The 21,980-nt window shown below is 72.5% G+C and carries 17 protein-coding genes, 2 pseudogenes and 1 riboswitch; of the genes and pseudogenes, 10 read left to right on the forward strand and 9 right to left on the reverse strand.

Annotated features, from left to right (window positions below; genetic code table 11):
- Positions 1-862: 862 nt before the first annotated feature.
- Positions 863-2,254 carry a cellulase family glycosylhydrolase gene (locus tag E6R18_RS05025; protein WP_136315613.1) on the reverse strand — a complete coding sequence of 464 codons (1,392 nt, stop codon included), beginning with the start codon at positions 2,252-2,254 and terminating at the stop codon, positions 863-865.
- Positions 2,255-2,632: 378 nt separating this feature from the next.
- Between E6R18_RS05025 and E6R18_RS05030 the strand changes: the two genes are divergently transcribed.
- The 5 genes from E6R18_RS05030 to E6R18_RS05045 all read left to right on the forward strand — a co-directional run bounded on the left by E6R18_RS05030 (position 2,633) and on the right by E6R18_RS05045 (position 7,304).
- The gene (locus E6R18_RS05030; protein ID WP_136315614.1) at positions 2,633-3,655 is read left to right on the forward strand and encodes a LacI family DNA-binding transcriptional regulator; all 1,023 of its coding nucleotides are present in this window, start codon (positions 2,633-2,635) and stop codon (positions 3,653-3,655) included.
- A 399-nt stretch (positions 3,656-4,054) separates the two neighbouring features.
- Positions 4,055-5,182, forward strand: a complete 1,128-nt coding sequence (locus tag E6R18_RS05035) for a lytic polysaccharide monooxygenase (RefSeq protein WP_136315615.1) — start codon at positions 4,055-4,057, stop codon at positions 5,180-5,182.
- Between the two features lie 642 nt (positions 5,183-5,824).
- Positions 5,825-6,682, forward strand: coding sequence for an alkaline phosphatase PhoX (locus tag E6R18_RS05040; protein WP_276607254.1), 858 nt, complete (start codon positions 5,825-5,827; stop codon positions 6,680-6,682).
- 66 nt (positions 6,683-6,748) lie between these two features.
- Positions 6,749-6,916 carry a hypothetical protein gene (locus E6R18_RS34675; RefSeq protein WP_240799598.1) on the forward strand — a complete coding sequence of 56 codons (168 nt, stop codon included), beginning with the start codon at positions 6,749-6,751 and terminating at the stop codon, positions 6,914-6,916.
- 46 nt (positions 6,917-6,962) lie between these two features.
- Entirely contained in the window at positions 6,963-7,304 is a 342-nt protein-coding gene (locus tag E6R18_RS05045) for a hypothetical protein (protein WP_136315616.1), read from the forward strand.
- Positions 7,305-7,338: 34 nt separating this feature from the next.
- On the opposite strand, the gene E6R18_RS05050 is transcribed toward E6R18_RS05045, so the two are convergent.
- Positions 7,339-8,322, reverse strand: a complete 984-nt coding sequence (locus tag E6R18_RS05050; RefSeq protein ID WP_136315617.1) for an MBL fold metallo-hydrolase — start codon at positions 8,320-8,322, stop codon at positions 7,339-7,341.
- Positions 8,323-8,534: 212 nt separating this feature from the next.
- On the opposite strand from E6R18_RS05050, the gene E6R18_RS05055 reads away from it, so the two are divergent.
- Positions 8,535-9,734: an oxygenase MpaB family protein gene (locus tag E6R18_RS05055; RefSeq protein WP_136315618.1), complete on the forward strand. Its 1,200-nt coding sequence runs from the start codon at positions 8,535-8,537 to the stop codon at positions 9,732-9,734.
- Positions 9,735-9,798: 64 nt separating this feature from the next.
- Here E6R18_RS05055 and E6R18_RS05060 read toward each other — a convergent pair whose 3' ends face one another.
- The 4 genes and pseudogenes from E6R18_RS05060 to E6R18_RS05075 all read right to left on the reverse strand — a co-directional run bounded on the left by E6R18_RS05060 (position 9,799) and on the right by E6R18_RS05075 (position 12,991).
- Entirely contained in the window at positions 9,799-10,995 is a 1,197-nt protein-coding gene (locus tag E6R18_RS05060) for a TetR/AcrR family transcriptional regulator (protein WP_136315619.1), read from the reverse strand.
- Between the two features lie 50 nt (positions 10,996-11,045).
- Positions 11,046-11,810 (reverse strand): annotated as a pseudogene (locus E6R18_RS05065) (zinc-binding dehydrogenase).
- Positions 11,807-12,307 (reverse strand): DUF4334 domain-containing protein, encoded by a 501-nt coding sequence (locus E6R18_RS05070; RefSeq protein ID WP_136315620.1) that lies wholly within the window; start codon positions 12,305-12,307, stop codon positions 11,807-11,809. Before E6R18_RS05070 ends, E6R18_RS05065 begins: the two are co-directional and overlap by 4 nt.
- A 42-nt stretch (positions 12,308-12,349) precedes the next feature.
- Positions 12,350-12,991, reverse strand: coding sequence for a TetR/AcrR family transcriptional regulator (locus E6R18_RS05075; protein WP_136315621.1), 642 nt, complete (start codon positions 12,989-12,991; stop codon positions 12,350-12,352).
- A gap of 262 nt (positions 12,992-13,253) precedes the next feature.
- Here E6R18_RS05075 and E6R18_RS05080 point away from each other — a divergent pair, with 262 nt between their 5' ends.
- Positions 13,254-14,279, forward strand: coding sequence for an LLM class F420-dependent oxidoreductase (locus tag E6R18_RS05080; protein ID WP_136315622.1), 1,026 nt, complete (start codon positions 13,254-13,256; stop codon positions 14,277-14,279).
- A 49-nt stretch (positions 14,280-14,328) separates the two neighbouring features.
- On the forward strand, positions 14,329-16,161 hold the full coding sequence (locus E6R18_RS05085; protein WP_136315623.1) for an AMP-dependent synthetase/ligase: 1,833 nt from the start codon (positions 14,329-14,331) through the stop codon (positions 16,159-16,161).
- Positions 16,162-16,213: 52 nt separating this feature from the next.
- On the opposite strand, the gene E6R18_RS05090 is transcribed toward E6R18_RS05085, so the two are convergent.
- On the reverse strand, positions 16,214-17,353 hold the full coding sequence (locus E6R18_RS05090; protein ID WP_136315740.1) for an acyl-CoA dehydrogenase family protein: 1,140 nt from the start codon (positions 17,351-17,353) through the stop codon (positions 16,214-16,216).
- 89 nt (positions 17,354-17,442) lie between these two features.
- Between E6R18_RS05090 and E6R18_RS05095 the strand changes: the two genes are divergently transcribed.
- The gene (locus E6R18_RS05095; RefSeq protein ID WP_136315624.1) at positions 17,443-18,069 is read left to right on the forward strand and encodes a TetR/AcrR family transcriptional regulator; all 627 of its coding nucleotides are present in this window, start codon (positions 17,443-17,445) and stop codon (positions 18,067-18,069) included.
- 16 nt (positions 18,070-18,085) lie between these two features.
- On the opposite strand, the gene E6R18_RS05100 is transcribed toward E6R18_RS05095, so the two are convergent.
- Positions 18,086-19,570 (reverse strand): aldehyde dehydrogenase family protein, encoded by a 1,485-nt coding sequence (locus tag E6R18_RS05100; RefSeq protein WP_136315625.1) that lies wholly within the window; start codon positions 19,568-19,570, stop codon positions 18,086-18,088.
- Between the two features lie 217 nt (positions 19,571-19,787).
- Here E6R18_RS05100 and E6R18_RS05105 point away from each other — a divergent pair.
- Positions 19,788-20,474: pseudogene (locus E6R18_RS05105) on the forward strand (TROVE domain-containing protein); the annotation flags it as partial.
- Between the two features lie 4 nt (positions 20,475-20,478).
- Here E6R18_RS05105 and E6R18_RS05110 read toward each other — a convergent pair.
- Complete coding sequence (locus E6R18_RS05110; RefSeq protein WP_136315626.1) at positions 20,479-21,879, reverse strand: cytosine permease; 1,401 nt, start codon at positions 21,877-21,879, stop codon at positions 20,479-20,481.
- Positions 21,870-21,966, reverse strand: a riboswitch (TPP riboswitch). It overlaps the preceding gene by 10 nt.
- Positions 21,967-21,980: the final 14 nt, after the last annotated feature.

A 21,980-nucleotide genomic window follows, 5' to 3' on the forward strand; every position in this document is an offset into this window, starting at 1 on the left:
TGTGAGCCGGCCTTTCTTGATATGGGGGCCCGCAGATCCGGTGAGTGACTGGACGCTTGGCCGCGTTGACCGGGCACCGGGTTGCGAGCGCTCGGACAGGACGTGCGGACTCTCGAGGTCAGAAAATGATTGGTGCGAAGACGTTCCGGTGTAGGAGTCTGCAGTGTGCTGACGGTGCTGCACGGGTAGGGGGGGTAGGGGTGAGCAGTGCGCCGGGCATGAAGCGACAACCTTGCGTCGGAATGAGCCAATTCGTGGCGGCTGCCCGATTCGGCAGCGGTCGATGCTGACGATTCCAACTGCCCGTGATCACGTCAAGGCTGGTCAGGTCGCGATCCGGTTAAGCCGAAGCCGCATAACGGTCATACGGCGCGTAAGTTTTCAACGCCGTGGTGGACGCGCGAAGAGCGGCGAAGCCGAAACCCCTCAAAAGGGGCATGAGCACTCTTCCGCTTCCATTCGGATCTTTATGCTTGATCCGGGCTGCCGGCCGGGCTCGAAGCGCGCTCATGCCGAGTCGTCGAGAGCGTGGCGGCGTCCGGCGCCGTGGAAGCAGCCGCGGACGATGTGGGGCCTGCGCCGCCGTCTGCGGGAAAACGTCGGGTCCCGGCGGCGGGTTCACACCGGTTTTCCGGACGCGATGGCTTCTGGCCGGGCCGTGTCCAAGCGAGTTTGAACCGCAAGTGAGGCAATGGCGGCCGTCGTTGTATCCGGGTACGGCCGGGGCGCCATCGGCCGAGCACCCTTCAGCGGCGGTTGCTCCGCGGGGTGCCGCCGGCGCCGGGGGTGTGCGCCATGAAACCGGCAGGGTCCGGGACCGCGGCGTCGCCGCAGCCCCGGACCCGGACGTGCCGTCGCTCGGTCAGCTGGTGGGGAAGTTGTCCGCGGTGCTGATCCGGCTCTTGATCAGTGCGCCGGACTCGGTCAGCACACCGCTGCTGCTGTAGTCACTGCCGTCGCAGGTGCCGGGCCGGAACGCGGCACTGCTCTCGTCTGCGTCGGAGTAGGTCCAGTTCGCGTAGCCGATCTTCAGCTGGTCGAGCAGGTTCAGCCAGGCCGTGGTGCTCTCCCGGTCCATCGCGCCGCCGCCGGTGGCGCTCACCGTGCCGAACTCGGTGGCGAACATGGGCAGTCGGGAGGCCGCGCGACTCAGCGTGGAGCGGTAGGCGTCCTTGTGGCTCGCGGCGTAGAAGTGGAAGGCGTACATGATGTTGTCGGCGTTGACGGGATTGTTGACGATCTCGGTCTCGTCGGAGCCGTCCGAGACGCCCAGCGAGGACCAGCCGCGGGTGCCGACGATGACGACGGCGTCCGGGTCGGCGGCGCGGATCACGGGGATGACCTGCTCGGCGTAGCTCTTGATGCCGGCCCAGCTCACACCGTTGGGCTCATTGGCGATCTCGTAGATCACGTTCTTCTTGTCGGCGTTGCGGGCCGCGACGGACGCGAAGAACGTCTTCGCGCGGTCGAGGTTGTAGTTCGGGTCGCCCGGCGTCAGGGTGTGGAAATCGACCAGCGCGTACATGCCCCGCGCCTCGGCCTTGTCGACGAGGCCGTTCACCCGGTTGGTGAAGCCCGCCGGGTCGGTCTCGTAACCGTCCTCCTGCACGTACATGGAGATGCGCAGCAGGTCCGCCTTCCAGTCGTTCGCCAGCGCGTCCAGGGACGCGTCGTTGTAGCACTGGCTGAACCACTGGATGCCGTGGGTGCTCATTCCGCGCAGCTGTACGGGGCGGTCGTACTGGTTGCACAGGTGCACGCCGCACACGTGGACCTGCCCGTTGATCCCCACGGGGGTGCCGGAGGAGGTGCCGTCACCCGGGTCGGGCGGTGTGGTGTCGTCGCCGCCCACGGAGCCCGTGCAGGCGACCCCGTTGAGCGTGAACGCCGTGGGCTTCGGGTTGGCGCCCGTGAAGGAGCCCACCAGGCCCAGGTCGGCCGAGGCGCCGGTGGCCAGCGCGCGGTTCCAGTCGACGCCGGCGGCGGTGACCGCGGAGCCGGACTGCGACCAGGTGGCGTTCCAGCCCTGGACGACCTTCTGGCCCGAGTCCGGCAGGGTGAAGCCGAGGGTCCAGCCGTCGACGGGGGAGCCGAGGTTGGTGACCTTGACCCCCGCCTGGAAGCCGCCCTGCCACTGGCTGGTGACCGTGTAGTCGACCTTGCACCCCGCGGCGGCCACCGCGTGCGGGCTGAACGCGACGGTGAGACCCAGCATCGTCGCGCAGGTCGACAGCAGAGCCAATAGGCGTTTCACAGCATTCCTCCATGTATGAAGCGGGGACGATGCGGTGGGAGCGCTCCCGACGGCCGGTGGTGCGCGTACGGCCGGACTTCGCCAGGTGAGCGGAAGGAACGTCGGCGCGGTCCGGTGCCGGAGTGGGCCGAGGGGGCACCGCAGTAATGGGAGCGCTCCCAATCTCGGGGTTCTCCGGACGCGCCGTCAAGCGGTTGGACAGGATTGGCCGTTGCTGCCGGGCCGAGGGGGCGCGTCGGCCCGGTTCCGGTCGTCGTTCGCCCGGCCCGGCGCGGAGGCCGCTCCGTCGTGCGCTCCCGGGGCTCGCGGACGGTTCGCCGGAACCCTCGGCCGCGCCCTCAACGGGCCGTAGGATCAAGGGTTCTTGGGGGTGGGAACATGCTGAAGCGGGGTTCCGGGACACCGACACTGGAGGAAGTGGCCGCCCTGGCCGGAGTGGGGCGGGGCACGGTCTCCCGGGTCATCAACAACGCGTCGGGCGTCAAGGCGTCCACGCGCCGCGCCGTGCAGCGCGCCATCGACGAACTCGACTACGTGCCCAATCTGGCCGCGCGTTCACTGGCAGGGCGGCGCGCGGACGCCGTCGCACTGGTCATGACGAAGTCGGACTGGCGGCTGTTCGGCGAGCCGTTCTTCTCGGAGGTCGCGAGGGCGGTCGGCGAGGCCCTGGCGGAGGCGGGCGTGCAACTGCTGCTCACGCTCGTGCACACGGACACCGAACGGCAGCGGCTCGTGGAGTACGTGCGGGGCGGCCGGGTCGACGGGGCGCTGCTGATGTCCGTACCGGCGGGGGACCGGTTGCCCGACATGCTCGCCGACGCCGGGCTGCCCACGGTGCTGCTGGGCAGGCGCTCGGGTGAGGAGCGGGTGACCTATGTCGACGCGGACAACGTCGGCGGTGCCCGGGCGGCGGTCGAGCATCTGGTGAGCGGCGGGCGGCGGGCCATCGCCGCCATCACGGGTCCGCCCGAGATGTACGTCGCCCGGTGCAGGCTGCGCGGCTACCGGGAGGCGCTGCGCGACGCGGGGCTCGGCGAGGCGCCGTCCCTGGTCGCCCAGGGGGACTTCACCGAGGCGAGCGGGCGGCGCGCGATGGCCGGACTCATCGAGCGGCACCCGGAGGTGGACGCCGTCTTCGCCGCGTCGGACAGCATGGCCGCCGGGGCGCTGGCCGCCCTGCACGCTGCGGGCCGCCGGGTGCCGCAGGACGTGGCGGTGATCGGCTTCGACGACTTCGAGCTGGCCGAGCAGACCGAGCCGGCCCTGACCACGGTCCGTCAGCCGATGGAGGAGATCGGCCGGACCATGGTGCGGTTGCTTCTTGAGGAGATGGGCCGGCCGGAGGTGGCCTGGCGCCATGTGATCCTGCGGACCCGGCTGGTGGTGCGCGAGTCGGCCTGAGGCGCCGGGCCGGGGCCGCCGCTGCGGCCGCCCCGGGCGGTCGGCTCCGTGTGCCGCGCCCCTTGCCCGACCGCCCCGCCGTGGTCCGTGCGACGCATTCCGCCGCGAGGGGTTGTCAGGGGCATGCCTAGCTCCTACAGTCCCTACGAACCATTGAGTGGGAGCGCTCCCAAGCTTCGCGGTCGGCGCTCCCGATGCCCTTGCCGCCCCATCCGTCCGATCCTTCCTGAACCCGCCCGGGCACCCGGCCCGCCCCCACCCACACACACCGTCCCGCAATGTCCGCCCCACGCAGGCGCGGGCTGCCGGGCGCAAGAAGGTTCTCCCGCGAACGCGTGACCGCAGGAGAAGAGAAAGGTCCGACCGGAAGGCAGTCCTCACACAGGCACAGGAGACACCATGGCTCGACGCAGGAGACAACTCGTCTCGATGATGGCGGCGTTCGCGACGCTGCTCGGCGGGATCGCCCTGACCTTAATGGGCCAGGGCAGCGCGCAGGCGCACGGCGTGACGATGATGCCGGGATCGCGCACCTACCTCTGCTACCTGGACGCCCGGACCAGCACGGGCGCCCTCGATCCGACCAACCCGGCGTGCAAGGCCGCGCTCGCCGAGAGCGGTGCCACCTCGCTGTACAACTGGTTCGCCGTGCTCGACTCCAACGCGGGCGGACGGGGCCAGGGTTACGTACCGGACGGGAAGCTGTGCAGCGCCGGCGACCGGTCGCCGTACGACTTCAGCGGGTACAACGCCGCCCGCGCCGACTGGCCCCGGACCCACCTGACCTCGGGGAGCACGATCGAGGTCAAGCACAGCAACTGGGCCGCGCACCCGGGCTCGTTCCGGGTGTACCTCACCAAGCCCGGTTACTCACCCACCAGCGAACTCGGCTGGAGCGACCTGGAGTTGATCGACACCGTCACCAACCCGCCGCAGGTGGGCTCGCCGGGCACGGACGGCGGCCACTACTACTGGAACCTGAACCTGCCCTCGGGCCGCTCGGGTGACGCGCTGATGTTCATCCAGTGGGTGCGCTCGGACAGCCAGGAGAACTTCTTCTCCTGCTCCGACATCGTCTTCGACGGCGGTCACGGCGAAGTGACCGGCATGCGCGGCTCGGGTGGCACGCCCACCCCGGACCCGACGGACCCGACCGGCCCGACGGACCCCACGGACCCGACCGATCCGACGGACCCGACCGATCCGACCGACCCGCACACCGGGTGCATGGCGGTGTACAGCGTGACCAACTCCTGGAGCGGTGGCTTCCAGGGCTCCGTCGAGGTCATGAACCACGACACGAAGGCACTCGACGGCTGGGCGGTCCAGTGGAAGCCCGGCGCGGGCACCGCGATCAGCAGCGTGTGGAGCGGTGTGCTGACCACCGCGTCGGACGGCACGGCCACGGTCAAGAACGCCGACTACAACCGGACCATCCCGCCGGACAGCAGCGTGACCTTCGGGTTCACGGCGACATCGACCGGCAACAACTTCCCGGTCGGCTCGATCGGCTGCGTCAACCCGTAGCCGATGACCGATGAAGGCGGCAGCGCCGGCTCCCCCGCGTCCCACGGGGAACCGGCGCTGGCGCGCGCCTGGCGGCCGTCCGTCCGGCCGGACGGCCCGCTGCGGGGCGGTTCGGGCCCTGGCGGGTCGGGCGCTGTGTCGGTCCCACCACAGCGGAACGCACTTCTTCCCCGCCGGCCGGGGCACCGACGCCGGCCGGCGGGGCATGCTGCTGATCAACCACGAGCCGGTGGACCCCGCCCTGCTGTACCCGGGCCGGCGCTCCGGGGCACGGAAGGTGACCGCGACGAGGTGGCCAAGGGCCTTGCCGCCCAGGGCGTTTCCGCCGTCGAGATCACGATGCGGTCCGACGGCACCTGGCGGCCGACCGGTTCGGCGCGCGAGCCCGCATCACCGGCACGACGCCCGTGGCGTTCCGCGGACCGGTGACCGCCCGGCACCCCGCCCTGGGGGCCGGTGACGCCCCCGTCGGCACCCTGAGCAACAGCGGTCACGGCGCCACACCGTGGGGCTCGTACCCGGCGTGCGAGGAGAACGCCAACAGCTGGTTCGGCACCGACGACCCGGCATGGCGGCCCACGGCGACACAGCGCCGCTACGGCCTCGGCGCGCCTCCCCACGGCCCCCGCTGGCACGAGGCCGATACCCGCTTCGACCTCGCCCGCACCCCCAACGAGCCGAACCGGTACGGATGGGTCGTCGAGACCGACCCCGGCGGACGCCTCCCGGAGCGTCCCGGTGAAGCGGACCGCGCTCGGGCGCTTCAACCACTCGTCGGCCGCGGCCTCCGAGACCCGGGACGGGCGCGTCGTCGTGTACAGCGGCGACGACCAGGACGGCGGCTACCTCTACAAGTTCGTCGGCGCCGCCCCCTGGAAGAGCGAACGCGCCCGGGGCCGCAGCCCGTTGGACCACGGTGTGCTGTTCGTCGCACGCTTCCAGGAGGACGGTACGGGCCAGTGGCCGGCGCTCACCCACGGCCGGGGCGCGCTCACCACCGCCCTGGGCTGGAAGGACCAGGCCGACATCCTCCTGCGGGCCCGCGAGGCCGCCGACGCGCTCGGCGCGACCCGGCTGGACCGCCCGCAGCAGATCGCCGTCAGCCCCGGCAACGGCGACGTCTACTGCGCACTCGCCAACAGCGCGGGCGGCCACACGCGGGCGGTGGGGCCCCGGGACGCGAACCCGCACGGCCACATCGTCCGCTGGCAGGAGGGGCCCGACACCGGAGCCGGCTTCCACTGGGACGTCTTCCTGCCGGCCGGAGACCCGGCGCACGACAAGGGCATCGCCCTGGGCGAGGCGGGCCGGCTCGCCTCGCCCAAGGGCCTGGCCTTCGGCAGCGCCGGACAGCTGTGGGGCAGCACCGGCATCGCGGCCGACGCGCTGCACCGCGAGGACCGCCACCACGAGAACCTCGGCAACAACGCGCTCCTCGCCGCCGACCCCCGTACCGGCGAAGTCCGCCGCCTCGCCGGAGGCGTGATCGGCGCGGCCTGAGCGCTGTCGCCCCGACCTCCCCGCCCGCACAGCTCATTTCGCCGAACCCGTACGGAGAACCGGTCCATGGTCACCATCGTCACCCGCGAGGAATGGGGCGCACGCCCCCGCAAGAAGCCCGAGACGGCCTCCTTCAGCCCCTGGCTGGGAGGTTCCGTCATCCCCCACCTCGGGCCCGGCAAGCAGGCGCAGAGCCACCACGGCGACTGCTACGCGCACATGCGCGACATCTAGAACGAGCAGATGTTGTGGCAGCGGCGGTTCGGGGGGCGGTGGGGGGATGACGTCGGTGGGGTCGGTGGCCGCCCAGCAGCAGGCGGTCAACGGTTTCGGCTACAGCCCCGCCCTCGTTGTGGACGGTGAGTGGGGTCCGTTGACCGGTGCGGGTGTGCGGTGGCTTCAGGGGCGGGTCGGTGTGGCCGCGGACAGGCTGTGGGGACCGGCCACCGGAGCCGCGTACAACGGCAGCGTCGACAACGGGGCCGGTCTCACCGTCGACGGGGGCTTCGGCCCGGCGACCATCAAGGCCACCCAGCGCGTCATCGGCGTCACCGTGGACGGCGCCTGGGGACCGGCCACCGTGCGCGCCCTGCAAACCGCGCTGACCCGGGGGCAGTTCTGACCGATCCAGCGGGAAGGAGTGCGCCGGGCTCCCGTCAGGAACGACAGCCCGGCGCACCGCCGTCCGGCCAGGGGTCGGCCCGGCGGCCCAGTACGGGCAGGGCCAGGACGACCCCCGTGCGTTCCGCCGCGCGGGTCAGGAAGTCCATCGTGGCCGTGAAGTCGTCGAGGAACGCGCGGAACGGCCGCAGGGGCCGGTCCAGGGGGCGGAAGAAGTCGTCCCAGTGGACGGGGACGACCCGCCGGGCGCCCGTGGCGGTGACCAGCCGGTGCCAGTACTCCTCCCGGAACGCCTCGTCCTGATGGCCCAGCGCGCCGATACCCAGGTACACCGTCTCGGCACGGTGGCCGTCGAGCGCGCCGGGGAGGCTGTGGGCGCTGGCGTGGATCAGGAGTTCACGGGTGCCGTGGCGGACGTGCAGGGTGTAGCAGTCGCCGGTCCGGTAGTCGGTGGCCCGGACCGGTGGCCGTAGCGGCCGGTCGATGCGGCCGGGGGCGAGGTCGCCCGGGCTGTGCCGGGCGGGCAGGGCGGTCAGCGTGAAGGAGCCGACCGTGAACGGCTCCCCGATGGCAGCCAGTTGGAAGCGGTCGTCGGGGAAGCCCTGCCCCCGGGCGATGTTGCGGGTGGACGGGGAGCCGATGAGCCGGGCCCCCGTGGCGGCGGCCACCTGGGGCGAGTCCAGCGCGTGGTCGTAGTGCGAGTGGACCACGAAGACGGCGTCGAGCCGGTCGGCACCGCCCCGGCGCAGACCCGCCGCGATGCGTACGGGGTCGGGGCGGAGCCGGCCGAAGCGCATGCGCAGGAGACCGGGGCGGCTGAAGAACCCGTCCGTGAGGATCGCGGTGTCCCCGTCGTCCAGCAGGATCGTGGACACCCCCAGGAACACGGCGCGCGGCGCACCCGGCCGGGGCGGCGCCGGCGGCTCGTACAGGTGGGCCCAGGGGGCGAGCCCCGGTGCGCGCAGGCCCCGCAGCACAGCCGTCGCGCGCGGGCCACGGCGTCCGGTGTCGGTGTCCATGCGGCGTCCTCGTTCCGGGAAGCGTGCGGGAAGCCCCCATGATGCCTCGCGCACACCCTCTCGGTCACCACCATTGCCGACGGCTACACACCTCGCTATGTTAATCGGAAATCACATATGCGTGACAAGATCCACAGCGCGTTGGTCGCGCAATCAGCAAGTCTGAGAAGGCGCCTGGAACTGTCTGGTCCTCCACGGAAGCAGGTAAGTCAATGGAAAATCTCAGCAGGCGAAAGCTACTGACGCTCGGTGCCGCACTCGGCCTCGCGGGCGTGGCGAACCCCGTCCCGGCGTGGGCGTCCTCGGGCTCGGCGACCACCGCCGACGCCGGGACGGGACCGCAGTGGATCTGGGACGACCTGGCGGACCCCCTGATGGTGTCGATGCTGGAGAACGGCCACGTGCCCGCGATCAACACCGCGTGGGCGTCGTGGGTGAACAACAAGGACCCGCTGCCCACCGGGCTGCCGGCCGAGTTCAGCGGCTACCTGCAACAGGTCAACCGGCTGCCCTCCTGGGCCGACCAGGCCAAGCTGGACCGCGCCGCCGACTTCAACCGGCGCAAGGACACCTACCTGTTCATGCTGTACGGCCTCGGCAGCGGCATCATGAGCACCGTGATCCCGCGCGAGGCCAGGAGCGTCTACTGGTCCGCGGGCGGCGCCGACATGCAGGACCGGGCGGCCAAGACGTTCACGTTCGGCTACGACCTGGCCCAGCTGGGGGCCTTCCGTCCACAGGGGCAGTTCGTCGTCACCGCCAACAAGACCCGCGTGGTGCACGCGGCGGTGCGCCACCTGCTGCCGCAGTCGCCGCACTGGCGGGCCGTCGCCGACGAGTCCGTCCCGATCAGCGCCGCCGACATCCTGGTCACCTTCCACAGCCTGGGCACCTATGTGCACCGGAAGCTGCTCGACTGGAAGGTGCCCTTCTCGGCGGCGGACCAGGAGGCGTTCCTGCACTCGTGGCAGGTCGCCATCCACCTGCTCGGCGTGCCGGACGAGCACATCCCCCAGACCTGGGCGGCGGCCCATGCGCAGTCGGAGCAGGTGCTGACCCCGATCCTCACCCCGACCACCGAGGGCATCGCACTGGCCGGGCAACTGCTCGGTCTGACCGCGCAGATCGACCTCGGCGTCACACGCGGGTTCCTGAACGAGTTCGTGCGCTACGTCCTCAGCGACGCGGTCGGCGACTGGCTGGGGCTGAAGCGCGACTACGTGTCCGCGGCCCTCGTCCGCACCGCGTGGCCGGCGTACATCCTCTTCCGTGAGGGCCTCTCACCCATCATGCCGGGCACGTTCTACGCGATCGACCAGATGGTGCGCGGTCTGGCGATGCTCTTCCTCAACAAGGGCTCCTCCGGGACCGCCACGCCCATCACGATCCCCACCGGGAACCGGGCCGCCTGAGCCGCACCGATTCCGCTGCGCCCGCCCCCGGGCGGGCACAGCGGAATCGGACGGGAGCCTTCGCTCACAGGCCCAGCGCGCTCACGACCAGCGCGGTCACCGCCTCACGGTGACCGGGGCGATCCCGCCACCGCAGTCCCCGTCCCGCCTCGACCGCCACGCCGAACCCCGCGTGCACCAGTACCCGGGCCTGGCGCGGGTCCAGCTCCGGGCGGGCCAGGCGCAACTGCTGCTCCCAGACGGCGATGTGCTCCCGCTGGGCCAGGACCAGGGGCCGCCGCAGATCGGCCGGCAGGCCGGCGACCTCCGCCTCGGCGACGCTGTTGAGCTCGGTGTGCTCGAAGCTGTAGGCCACATAGGTCGCCGCCAGTGCGACGATCGCCTCGTGCGGGCCCGCCACCCCGCGCAGGCTCTGCTCCACGCCCTGGGCCAGCAGCCCCGCTGCCTGGAGACACGCCGCCGCCAGGATGTCGATCTTGCCCGGGTAGTGACGGTAGAGCGCGGACGGAGTCAGCCCCACCGCCTGCGCGATCTGTCCGTTGGTGACACTGGCGAAGCCGTCCCGGGCGAAGAGCGGCACGGACGCCGCGAGGATCTGCGCGCGCCGGGTGCGCGGCACCGGCTGGGCGGGCAGCTCGACGGGGTGCGCGTCGGGCCGGCCCGCCGAGGGATCGCAGGCGGCCACGTTCAGCGCGGACGCCAGCAGCAGGTCCTCGGCCCGGCGCTGCGCGATGGAGGTGTGATGCATCGTGATGGAGGCGATGGCACCGAGGGCGGCCATCGCCCGCAGGCGGTCGTCGGGCAGCGGAAACTCGCGCCGCACAGCCTCGTCCACCCGCGCGACCAGGCGGCCGAACTTCGCCCCGAGACGCCGCCGGTCCTCGCGGCTGAGATAGCGGGCCTCCCAGCGGTACACACCGCCCGACGCGCGATGCGTGACGGTGATCCGGGTGAGCGGCAGCAGTACGTCCGTCAGGGCCGCCCCGGGCTCCACCTGGTCCAGCGCGGCGACCAGTCCGTCCACCATGACGTCGGCGCACTCGGCGAACAGGGCGTACTTGTTCGGGAAGTGCCGGTACAGGGCGGCGGCGGTGATCCCGACCGCGGAGGCCACCTCCTCCATGGACGCCGTGTGGTAGCCGCGCTCGCTGAACACCCGCCCGGCCGCCTCGACGATCAGCTGCCTGCGGTTGCGGGGCCGGGTCGCCGCCGTCCGGTCGCCGGTCGCGGCCCGGCGGGCGGAGCGGGGGGCTGGGACCATGCGGATCAGTCAATCACACAGGGTCAGCGGGCCGGCCCGCCGTCGCCGCCTCAGAAGGTGAGGACCGGTTCGACCACGCTGCCGTCCCGCATCGCGGCCGCCGCCCTGCCGATCTCCTCGAACGGGAACGTGGTGACCAGCCGGTCGAGCGGGAAGAGACCGCGCCGGTACAGGGCGACCAGCTCGGGGACGAAGCGACCGGGGTCGGAGTCGCCCTCGATCACCCCGTGGACCCGCACACCCTTGGCGAGCAGACCCATCACGTCGAAGGTCACCTCGCCGCCCAGGCCCAGCAGGTGAGTTCACCGCGGGGCCGCAGCGCCCCGACGGCCCGGCGGACCGTCTCCGGGCGGCCGGTGGTCTCCACGACGTGGTGCGCGCCGCCGCCCGTCAGCTCGCGCAGCGCCGCCGCCAGGCCGTCCCCCGGGGCCAGCGCGGCCGCCGCACCGAGCGCGGTGGCCAGCTCCCGGCGGGAGGCGACCGGATCGACGGCCACCACCGGATCACAGCCCACGGCGACGGCGGCCATCAGGGCGCTCAGGCCGACCCCGCCGGCGCCCAGGACGACCAGCGAGGACCCCGGTCCGGGCCGCAGCCGCACCCACCGCCTCGACCCGGCCGGCGCCCTCGTGGCCGAAGACCATCGGGGTGAGGTGGCGCGGCCAGGTGCCTTGCATCGCGAGGTCGGTGTGGCAGAGGCCCGCCGCCGTCATCCGCACCAGCACCTCGCGCGGGCGCGGGTCCTGGAGGTCCGCGTCCCGGACGGCGAACGGGGCGCCGGGGGCGTCGGTGACCGCCGCGCGGACGTGCCTCACGCCCCCTCGCCGGCGGCGGGCGGTGCCTCGGAAGCCCGCTCCAGGAAGAAGTAGTAGAAGGGGCCGTCGGCGGGCACCCCCTTGGCGTTCATGATCCCCATCAGCGTCGTCCCGTCCACCCGCTTGAAGTGGTCGAAGACCGGCCGGCCGTCGTAGACCATGGTGGCCGTCGACTCGCCGCGGAACTCGACCGTCCACAGGCTGGCTTCGCCCTGGCCGAGCTCCAGGTTGGAGTACAGCTCGCCTGCCGCGTTGCGGCACATCAGCGGCTTGGCGTCGTGCACGGAGGCGAACGTCTTGCCGTACCAGTCGGCCTCGGCCGGCACCCCTTCGAGCGGGTGGCCGGTACGGAACTCGCCGCCCTTCCACTCGCCGAGTACGTCCTGCGGGCGGACGGTGTCCAACGCCGCCCACACGGCGTCGAGTTCACCGGGTTCGATCAGGCCGTCCCCTTCCCGCAGTTCCCGGAACCGGGCGCGGGCGTCGAGCGCGTTCATACGGGTGTCCTCTCGTCGGTACTGCCTCGGCGGAGCGGGGATTCAGGGTGTGGCCGCCGGGGAGTGGCCCACGGTGCCCAGGCTCAGCAGGACGTGCCGTTCCGCGACCTCCTCGGCGGTGAGCGGGCCGTCCGAGCGGAACCAGTTGGCGACCCCCTGGCACATGGTGAGCACCGCGCGCACGGCGTCGGCGGGGATCGGTGTGCTGAACACGCCCCGGGCGCGGCCCGCCTCCACGGTGTCCAGCAACATGTGTTCGAGGTAGTCGCGCAGCGCCACGTATCGGGCCCGGTTCTCCGGCTCCAGGCTGCGGATCTCGGTGTCCAGGAAGGCCAGTTGGCGGCGGTGGGCCATGGAGAGCACGATCGACTCGACCATCCGGCAGTACCGCGCCAGCGGATCGTCCCCGGCCTCGGCCGCCGCGGACCGGCAGCGGTCCAGGACGTCCTTGATGGACGTCTCCAGCAAGGTGGCCAGCAGGGCCTGCTTGTTCGCGTAGTGGTAGTACAGCGCGGGCACGGTGACGCCCACCCGGCCGGCGATGTCCCGGACCGAAGTGCCGTGGTAGCCGTGCTCGTTGAACGCCTCCATGGCGTGCGTCAGGATCGGGTGCAGGTCGAGCGGCCGGTAGGAGCGCCAGTGCTCCGCCGGTGGTGCGATGTCCTGGCTGGTCTCGGTGCTCAACTGCTCTCCTCGGGACGGGCGGCGATCGGCGGCTTCGTACGGCCCGTGCGTCGCAAGTGCCTCGTTCCAGTTGCTTAGCGCTCGATCAGGAAACTCCGGCGGTCAGCCTACTGCCGGCTCTCGCTTCACCGGTAGATGCCCGCAAGAACTCGTTCGCTACAGGGAGTTGACCGCCCGGCGCCGCACTTCTACGTTCTTAGCGAACGCTCAGTAGACCCGGACCGGGCGGTGGCGTGCGTACCGCATGCCGAGAGAGGAACCCATGGAACTGTCCTCACCCCTGACCTACGCCGGCGATCCGCGCGCCGCCGCCGACCGGGCCGCCGCCCTGGAGCCCGCCGGACTCGACGCCGTCTGGGTGGCGGAGGCGTACGGCTTCGACTCCCCGACGGTCATGGGGTACCTGGCCGCGAAGACCGACCGGATGCGGATCGGCTCGGCCATCGTCAACGTCTATTCGCGCACCCCCGCCCTGATCGCCCAGACCGCCGCCGGCCTGGACGCGATCAGCGGCGGCCGCGCCCTCCTCGGGGTCGGCGCCTCCGGACCCCAGGTGGTCGAGGGCTGGCACGGCCGCCGCTACGACCGCCCGCTCGGCCGCACCCGCGAGGTGATCGAGCTCTCCCGGAGGATCTGGCGGCGCGAGGTGATCGAGCACCACGGCATCACCGACCTGCCGCTGCCGCCGGAGAAGGGCGGCACCCTCGGCAAGCCGCTGAAGCTGCTGAACCACCCCGTCCGCGACACCATCCCCGTCTACGTCGCGGCACTGGGCCCCGCCAACGTGCGGATGACCGCCGAGACCGCCGACGGCTGGCTGCCGTTCCTGTACGTTCCCGAGCGCGCCGCCGACGTCTGGGGGAAGGCCCTGTCCGAGGGCGCCGCCGGGCGTGATCCCGCGCTCGGCCCGCTCCAGGTCGTGGCGGGCGGCCCGCTGGCCATCGGCGACGACGCCGAGGCGGTCCGCGACCTCATGCGCCCCACCGTCGCCCTCTACGTCGGCGGCATGGGCGCGCCCGGCCGCAACTTCTACCACGACCTCGTCTGCTCCTACGGCTACGAGGGCGAGGCGGCGGCCATCCAGGAGCACTACCTCGCGGGCCGCAGGAAGGAGGCGGAGGCGGCGGTCCCGGCCGAACTGCTGGAGCGCCTGTGCCTGGCCGGTCCCGAGGGCTACGTCCGCGACCGCGTCGAGGTCTTCCGCGAGGCGGGCGTCACCATGCTCAACGTCACCCCGGTGGGCCCCGACCCCGCCCGGCTGATCGAACGCGTCAGGAGCTGGCTGTGACCACGGCGGACGCCACCGCACCCCGTCCACCATCCGCAAGGAGGCCCCGATGACACCGGCACCCCGCACCACCGTCGAGCTGCCCGAAGCCCCGGCCGACCGCACGCTGCCCCAGCTGCTGGCCCGCAACGCACACACGTACCCGCACCTGCCCGCGCTCTCCTGGCAGCCGGCGGGCTCCGGCGGCGGCTGGTCGACGTACAGCTGGGCGGAGGTCGAGGAGCACACCCGTACGCTCGCCGCCGGTTTCCGGGCCCTCGGGGTCGGCCGCGGCGACCGTGTCCTGCTGATGATGCCGAACCGGCCCGAGCACTGGCTGTCCGACCTGGCCCTGGTCCGGCTCGGCGCGGTCCCGGTCAGCGTCTACGGCACCGCGGCCCCCGAGCAGGTCACGCACATCGCCCGCAACTGCCGGGCCCGCCTGGCCGTGGTGGACGCTGCCGCCCAGGTGGCGGTGTGGGAGCCGCTGCTGACCGACGCCGGAACACCGCTGGAGCGCCTGGTGGTGGCCGAGCCGGGGGCGGAGGGCGGCCATCTCCCGTACGCCGCGCTGCTCGGGGAGCCGGCGGCGGTGGGGTTCGCCGGGGAGCTGGACGCGGCACGCCCCGAGGACCCGCTGACCGTCGTCTACACCTCCGGCACCAGCGGCGAGCCCAAGGGCGTCGTCCTGACCCACCGCCAGGTGCTGTCCAACGCGCTCGCGCTGGACGCCGTGGTGGAGTTGCCGCCGCACGTCGAGCACATCTGCTACCTGCCGTTCGCCCACATCGCCGAACGGATGCTCGGCATCTACCTGCCCTGTCACCGGGCCTCGCACGTCTACCTCTGCGCCGACCCGACGGGAGTGGCCGCGGTGGTGCGCGAGGTGCGGCCCGCGCAGTTCTTCGGGGTGCCGAGGATCTGGGAGAAGCTGTCCGCCACCGTGCGCGGCATCCTCTCGCTGATGCCGGCCGAGCAGCGGAAGGTCATCGACGAGGCGTTCGAGGTCGGGCGCGAGCACGTCGGGTACCGGGAGCGTGGCGAGACACCGCCCGCCGAACTGGAGAAGCGCTACGGCCAGGTGCGCGAGGACGTGCTGCTGCCGATGCTGGCCGCGGGCGGCCTGGACCGGGTGACCTGGTCGGCCAGCGCGTCGGCGCCGATGCCGGTCGACGTGGTGAGGTTCTGGGCCGGTTTCGGCATCGTCGTCATGGATGCCTGGGGGCTGACCGAGACGACCGGGGTGGCCACCAGCAACAGCCCGCGGGCCGGGTTCCGGCTCGGCTCGGTGGGGCGCCCGGTGGAATCCGTGGAGGTCCGGGTCGCCGAGGACGGGGAGATCCTGGTGCGGGGCGCGTCCGTCTGCTCCGGCTACCTCAGGCCGGACGGTTCGGTGCTGGCCGCCGTGGACGACGACGGCTGGCTGGCCACCGGTGACATCGGGCGGATGGACGAGGACGGCTTCCTCTGGCTCACCGACCGCAAGAAGGAGATGATCGTCACCTCCACCGGCAAGAACGTCTCGCCGGCCCTGGTCGAGAACGCCCTCAAGGAACACCCGCTGATCGGCCAGGCCATGGTGCACGGCGACAACCGCTCCTACCTGGTCGCCCTGCTGGTCCTCGACGCGGAGGCCGCACCCGCCTGGGCCGAGGCCAACGGCGTCCCCGTCGACGGGGGACTGGCCGGGCTCGCCCAGCACCCGGCCGTCCTGGCGGAGACGGACCGGGCGGTCGCCGCCGCCAACGCCCGGCTCAACCGCAGCGAGCAGGTCAAGCGGTACGAGCTGCTGGCCGAGGAATGGGGTCCGGCCACCGGTGAGCTGACGCCGTCGCTGAAGATGCGGCGCCGGGTCATCCGGGACAAGTACGGCGACGCGCTCTTTGGGCTCTACCAGGACTGAGCGGGGACCCCAGGGGCGCGGCGGGTGGTCGTCCCGCCGCGCCCCGGCCGTCTCAGAGGCCGTACGTCCTGCCGATGACGTCCCGCTGGATCTCGCTGGTCCCGCCGTACACCGTGGAGACCACCGCGGCCCGCAGATGGCGTTCCATGTCGAACTCCGTGGTGTAGCCGTAGCCGCCCATCATCTGCATGCCCTCCAGCGCGGCCCGCTTGGCGGTCTCGGTCGCCTTCAGCTTGGCCATCGACGCCTCGCGCGGAAACAGCTTGTCGGGCTGCGCGTCGCAGTCCAGAGCCACTTCCCGCACCAGCAGCCGGGCGCACTCGATCTCGGTGGCGAGATCGGCGATCCGGTGCCGCAGCGCCTGGAAGGAGCCGACCGGCCGGCCGAACTGCTCCCGCTCGCGCACATAGCCGACCGTGTCGTCGAAGGCGCGGCGCGCCAGACCCAGCATGTTCGACGCCAGGAACAGCCGCTCGTGGTTCAGCCCCGCCATCAGCTGCCGCCAGCCGTTGTCCACCTGCCCGACGACCGCGTCCGCGGGCAGGTGGACGCCGGTGAGGAAGACGTCGTTGACCTCGCGGCCGCCCATGGTGTCGATGCGCCGGATCTCCACGCCCGGGGCGCGGGCGGGCAGATGGAACATGGTCAGGCCGCCGTGCTTGTCCTCGCCGGTACGGGCCACCAGCAGGATGTGCTCGGCGCAGTGCGCGTTGGAGATCCAGGTCTTCTGGCCGTCGATCACCCATGTGCCGTCCGGATCCCGCCGGGCCCGGCAGCGCAGCGCGCCGACGTCCGACCCGGCCCCCGGCTCCGACATGGCGATGGACAGCACGTCACCGCGCACGACCCCGGACAGCACCTCCCGCCGCTGCTCCTCGGAGCCGAAGCTCTCGTACGCCTTCGCGGCGATGACGGTGGTGATGAAGCCGCCGGCCGGGACCATCCCGTACGAGGTCTCCTCCAGGAAGAGGCAGGCGTCGGCCAGCCCGCCGCCGGCGCCTCCGTACTCCTCGGGCAGGCACACCCCCAGCCAGCCCAGCTCGGCGAGCCGCCCGTACAGCTCGGGGTTGTGGGCCTCGCGGCCGCCGGCGGTCAGCGCGTCGCGCTGCTCCCGGGTCCCGCACTCCCGCTTGGCGAAATCGCGGATGGCGGCGACGAAACCGGCCTGTTCCTCGGTGAGGCGACTGCCCATCAGGTCCTCCTGGGTCGGAAGCATGTTACTGAGGGATGGTAAACGTTTCATCGACTCACGGGGAGGGGTCCGCCGGTATCGTGAGCGGCATGAGAACTGACACGAACGACTCGGCGCTCACCCGGGCCATCGCCGAGTCGGAGACGGAGGACCCGACGGCGCGGCGGATTCTCGACGCCGCGCTGGAGCAGTTCACCCTGCTGGGCCTGCGCCGCTCCTCCGTGGACGACGTCGCCAAGCGGGCCGGGGTCTCCCGCGTCACCGTCTTCCGGCGCTTCCAGACCAAGGACAACCTGGTCATGGCCACCCTGCTGCGCGAACACGGCCGGTTCTTCCAGCGGCTGGACGCGGCCGTCGCGGCGCTGCCCACCATGGAGGAGCGGGTCGTCGAGGGCTTCGTGGTCGCTCTCCGCCACACCCGCGCCCACCCGCTCTTCGGCGGGCTGCTGAAGCTGGAGCCCGAGGTGGTGCTGCCGTACATGACCGTGCAGGGCGGCTCCACGCTCTCCGCCACCGTCGCCTATCTGACGGCCCATCTGCGCCGCGCCCAGCAGGCCGAGGGCCGCCCCGACGAGGACCCGCGGCCGGTCGCCGAACTCATGGTGCGGGTGGCCGTGTCCTTCCTGCTCAACCCCGCCAGCTGCATCGAGTTGGAGGACGAGGAGCAGGCCAGGGCCTTCGCCCGCCGCTACCTGGCCCCGCTCCTGGACGCCTGACGGGCGCCCCGGCCGCTCAGCGACGCCGGTGCAGCGCCCGGGCCATCCGGATCGCGCGCTCCCGTGTCGCGGCCGGCACCTCGAAGGAGGTCAGTGCGATCGGCGGCGTGAACCGCTGCACCGTCATCGACTGCACGGAGGTGAAGGCACGCAGCCCCTCCTCACCGTGGATCCGGCCGAACCCGGAGTCCTGCGAACCGCCGAACGGCAGCGCCGGCACCGCCGCGAAGCCCAGCACCGAGTTCACCGAGACCGCCCCAGCCCGCAGCCGCGCCGCGATCGCCGCACCGGTGCGCCCGCTGCGGCAGAACACCGCGGCCCCGAGCGCGTAACGGGAGGCGTTGGCCCGCTCCACCGCCTCGTCCACGCCCGCCACCGCGTTGATCGCCATGACCGGCCCGAAGGTCTCCTCGGTCATCGCCGCCGCGTCCTCCGGCACCCCGGTCAGCACCACCGGCGCGACGAACGGGGCGCGCACCGACTCGGGCCCGCCCAGCAGGGCCCGGGCGCCCGCCGAGACCGCCCCGGTCACATGGTCCTCCACGATCGCGACCTGGCCAGGCAGCGTCATCGGGCCGTACGTGGCGTCCGGCCCGGCCCCGGGGCGCAGCTTCCCTGCCCGCTCGGCCACGCGTGCGCACAGGGCCGCGTGGATCTCGCGCACCGCGTAGACGCGCTCCACACCCGCGCAGGTCTGGCCGGCGTTGCTCAGCGCGCCCCAGACGATGGCGTCGGCGGCGGCGTCCAGGTCGGCGTCCGCCGTCACGATCACCGCGTCCTTCCCGCCGCACTCGGCGAGGAACGGTGTCAACGTCTCGGCGCACACCGCCATCACCTTGCGGGCCGTCCCCGGTGAGCCGGTGAACGCCAGCTTGTCGACCCCGGACCTGGCGAGCGCGTCCCCGGTGGACGCGGGCCCGGTGACCGTGGTGAGCAGTCCGGCGTACTCGGGCACGGCGGCGTCGAAGAGGCCGGCGAGCAGCAGGCCGGTGGCCGGGGTCAGTTCGGACGGTTTGAAGACGACGGCGTTGCCCGCCGCCAGGGCGTACCCGATGGAGCCCATCGGCGTGTACAGCGGGTAGTTCCAGGGGCCGATCACACCGATCACGCCGAGCGGCCGGTACACCAGGGAGGCGCGCTGGTGGACGGTGAAGACTCCGGTGCCCACCTTCCGCCGGCGCAGCACGCGCTCCGCGTTGCGGGCGGCCCAGGCCAGGTGTTCCAGCGTGAGCACGACCTCCAGCGCGGCGTCACCGGCCGGTTTGCCGGTCTCCTCGGCGATGGTCCGGGCCACCGGCCCCAACCCGGTGGCGAGGGCCTTCTTCCAGCGCAGCAGGTGGTCGCGGCGCCGCGAGGCCGGCAGCGCCGCCCAGCCCGCCTGGGCGTCCCGGGCCCGGGACAAGGCGCGGGCGACCTCATCCGGCCCGTCCACCGGGTGTTCGGCGATCCGCTCGCCGGTCGCGGGGGAGCGCGTGGTGAAGGTCGCGGCGTCGTCGGTCATCGGGTCTCCATTCCACGGGGAGTACCGTGTGAGTCGGAGATACTGAAACTATTGAAGTGTTTCATCGGGGTCAATACCGCTGACACGGGACGCAGTTGCCGTACTCCCGCGACGGGCACGCAATCCGGTGGTGCGCGGCCGGGCGGCTCTTGTACGGTGACACCGCGCCCGCGCATGGCGATGTGCTCGGCTGCGGCTACTTCCTTCGAATCCAAGCGATGCCGCCGCCCCGGTCGCCGCACGCATCGCGGACCCCGAGGAGGTCGCCCGGTCCCGGCAGTTTCCGTTCCGCCGCCTGGCCGCCCACCAGCACGCCTCCCCGCGCTGGGCGGACGAGTTGGAGACGGCGCTTGGCCACAGCCTGGCGCATGTGCCCGCGCTGCCCGGCCGGACGCTGGTCCTGGTGGACCGGCCCGACTCGATGTTCTGGGACACCGTCTCCGAGCGGTCCACGCTCAACCGGGCCGACGCCGCCGCCGTGTTCGGCACGGCGCTCGCCCCGCGCGCCGAACAGGCGGACCTGGTCGAGTTCGGCTGGCGCAGCGTGCCCGTGCCGTACGCCCCCGGCGAACCGGTGCTCGATGTGCTGAAACGGTTCCACACGCTCGGCGGCACCGACACCACGAAGGCGGTGCGCACCCACTACCGCGACCACGACCGGGTGCTCGTCGTCACCGAGGAGCAGTCCGCGCCCTACGGTCCCGGCGGCCCCGGCCCCGTACCGCGCGAGGTCCCGGTCCTCACGTGGAACCTGGCGGGATACCGGCCGGCCCACAGCCCCACCGGCCCCAGCCGGCACACCTCCGGCGGGCTCACGGACGCGGCGTTCCGGGTGATCGGCCTCGTCGAGAGCGGGCGCAAGGCCGCCTGGTCCTGGACCGGCGACCCGGACACCCCCCGGTGAGCGGTCAGCGGCGGTGGCGCAGCCGCAGCGGGGCGTAGACCGCGAGGGCCGCGAGGAACGCCACCCCGTACGCGAGGTCCGCCCCGTGCAGCGCCTCGGCCACCGGGCCCACGTACAGACCGGTGCTCATGAACGGCACCGCCGCCGCGAAGGCCGCGGCGAACGCGGCGAGCGACGGCCACCACGGGCGCGGGCGGGCGTGCTCGGCCGCCAGGCCCACGGGGGCGCCGCGCCGGGCCCTCGCCCGGACCAGCCAGTCGACGGAGACGATCGCCACGAAGCCGGGAATCCAGTAGCCGACGAGGAGCAGCACGTTCTGGAAGCGGGCCGTCGTGTCGGCCGCGTGCATCCACAGCACCAGCGGGAAGCCGAGGGCGGCGGCGAGCGCCGCGGCGGCCGGGCGCGGCAGGCGCACCCCCATGGTCTGCAGGGCCAGCGAGCCGCTGTAGTCGTTCATCGCGTTGCTGCACAGCGCGGCCAGCGCGACCGCGAGCAGCCCGAACGCCCCGAGTGCGCCCCCGCCGAGCAGGGTGTCGACACCACGCGCGGTCTGGTCGGTGAAGACCGAGGCGCCCCACAGCCCGATCGTCTGGACCGTCACGAAGGAGGCGCTGATCCCGCCCAGCGTGCACCAGAACATGCGCGGCCGGGACGTCTCGCGCGGCAGGTAGCGGCTGAAGTCGCTGGCGTACGGGGCCCAGGACAGTGCGAGGCTCAGCGCGATGGTGCAGGTCAGGACGAAGGCGCCGGCCCGGTCCGCGCCGTGCACGGACCCGCTGGTCACCGGGTCGACACCGTTCAGGAGCTTCGTCGCGAGGACGGCGAAGGCGGCGGCGAGCGCGAACGTCATCACGGTCTGGAGCCGGTGGATCACCTCGTAGCCCAGCACGCCCAGCGCACCCTGTGCGGCCATCATGACCAGCACCCCCAGCCAGAACGGCCAGCCGCACAACTGGGCCAGCGCATCGCCGCCGAACAGGCCGATCAGCGCGTCCCAGGCGATGGACGACAGCCACTGGAGCGCGCCCGGCAGGACCACACCCGGGCCGAACGCCAGCCGCGCGAGGGGGAGTTGGCCGGACCCGGTGCGGCTGCCCCAGGTGCCGAGATACGCGGTGGGCGCGGCCCCGACGAGGGTGCCGAAGACGACGGCGGTGAGCGCGGTCGCGAAGTCCAGGCCCAACGCGATGCCGACGGTGCCGGTGAAGACACCGGTCATCGTCAGGTTGGGCGCGAACCAGACCGTGAACAGGCGGCCGGGGCCGCCGTAGCGGCGGTCCTCGGGGACCGGGGCTATCCCGTGCGCCTCGATGCGCAGATCGCCGGGGGCGGTGGGCATGCGCCCGCCGAACGCGGGCCTCGGCGCCACGGCGGCGCGCTCGCCCGGGGCATGCGGCAATGACATGAAGACATCCCTCCGCCAGTGCTAACTGGTTCAGGTTCGACGGGTGTGATCTCAGCCCCCTGCGTGGGGGCACCCCGTGTCCGGTGTGGCGGCCAGGATAG

It is taken from the genome of Streptomyces sp. A1277 (assembly GCF_004795015.1).
GTDB lineage: Bacteria > Actinomycetota > Actinomycetes > Streptomycetales > Streptomycetaceae > Streptomyces.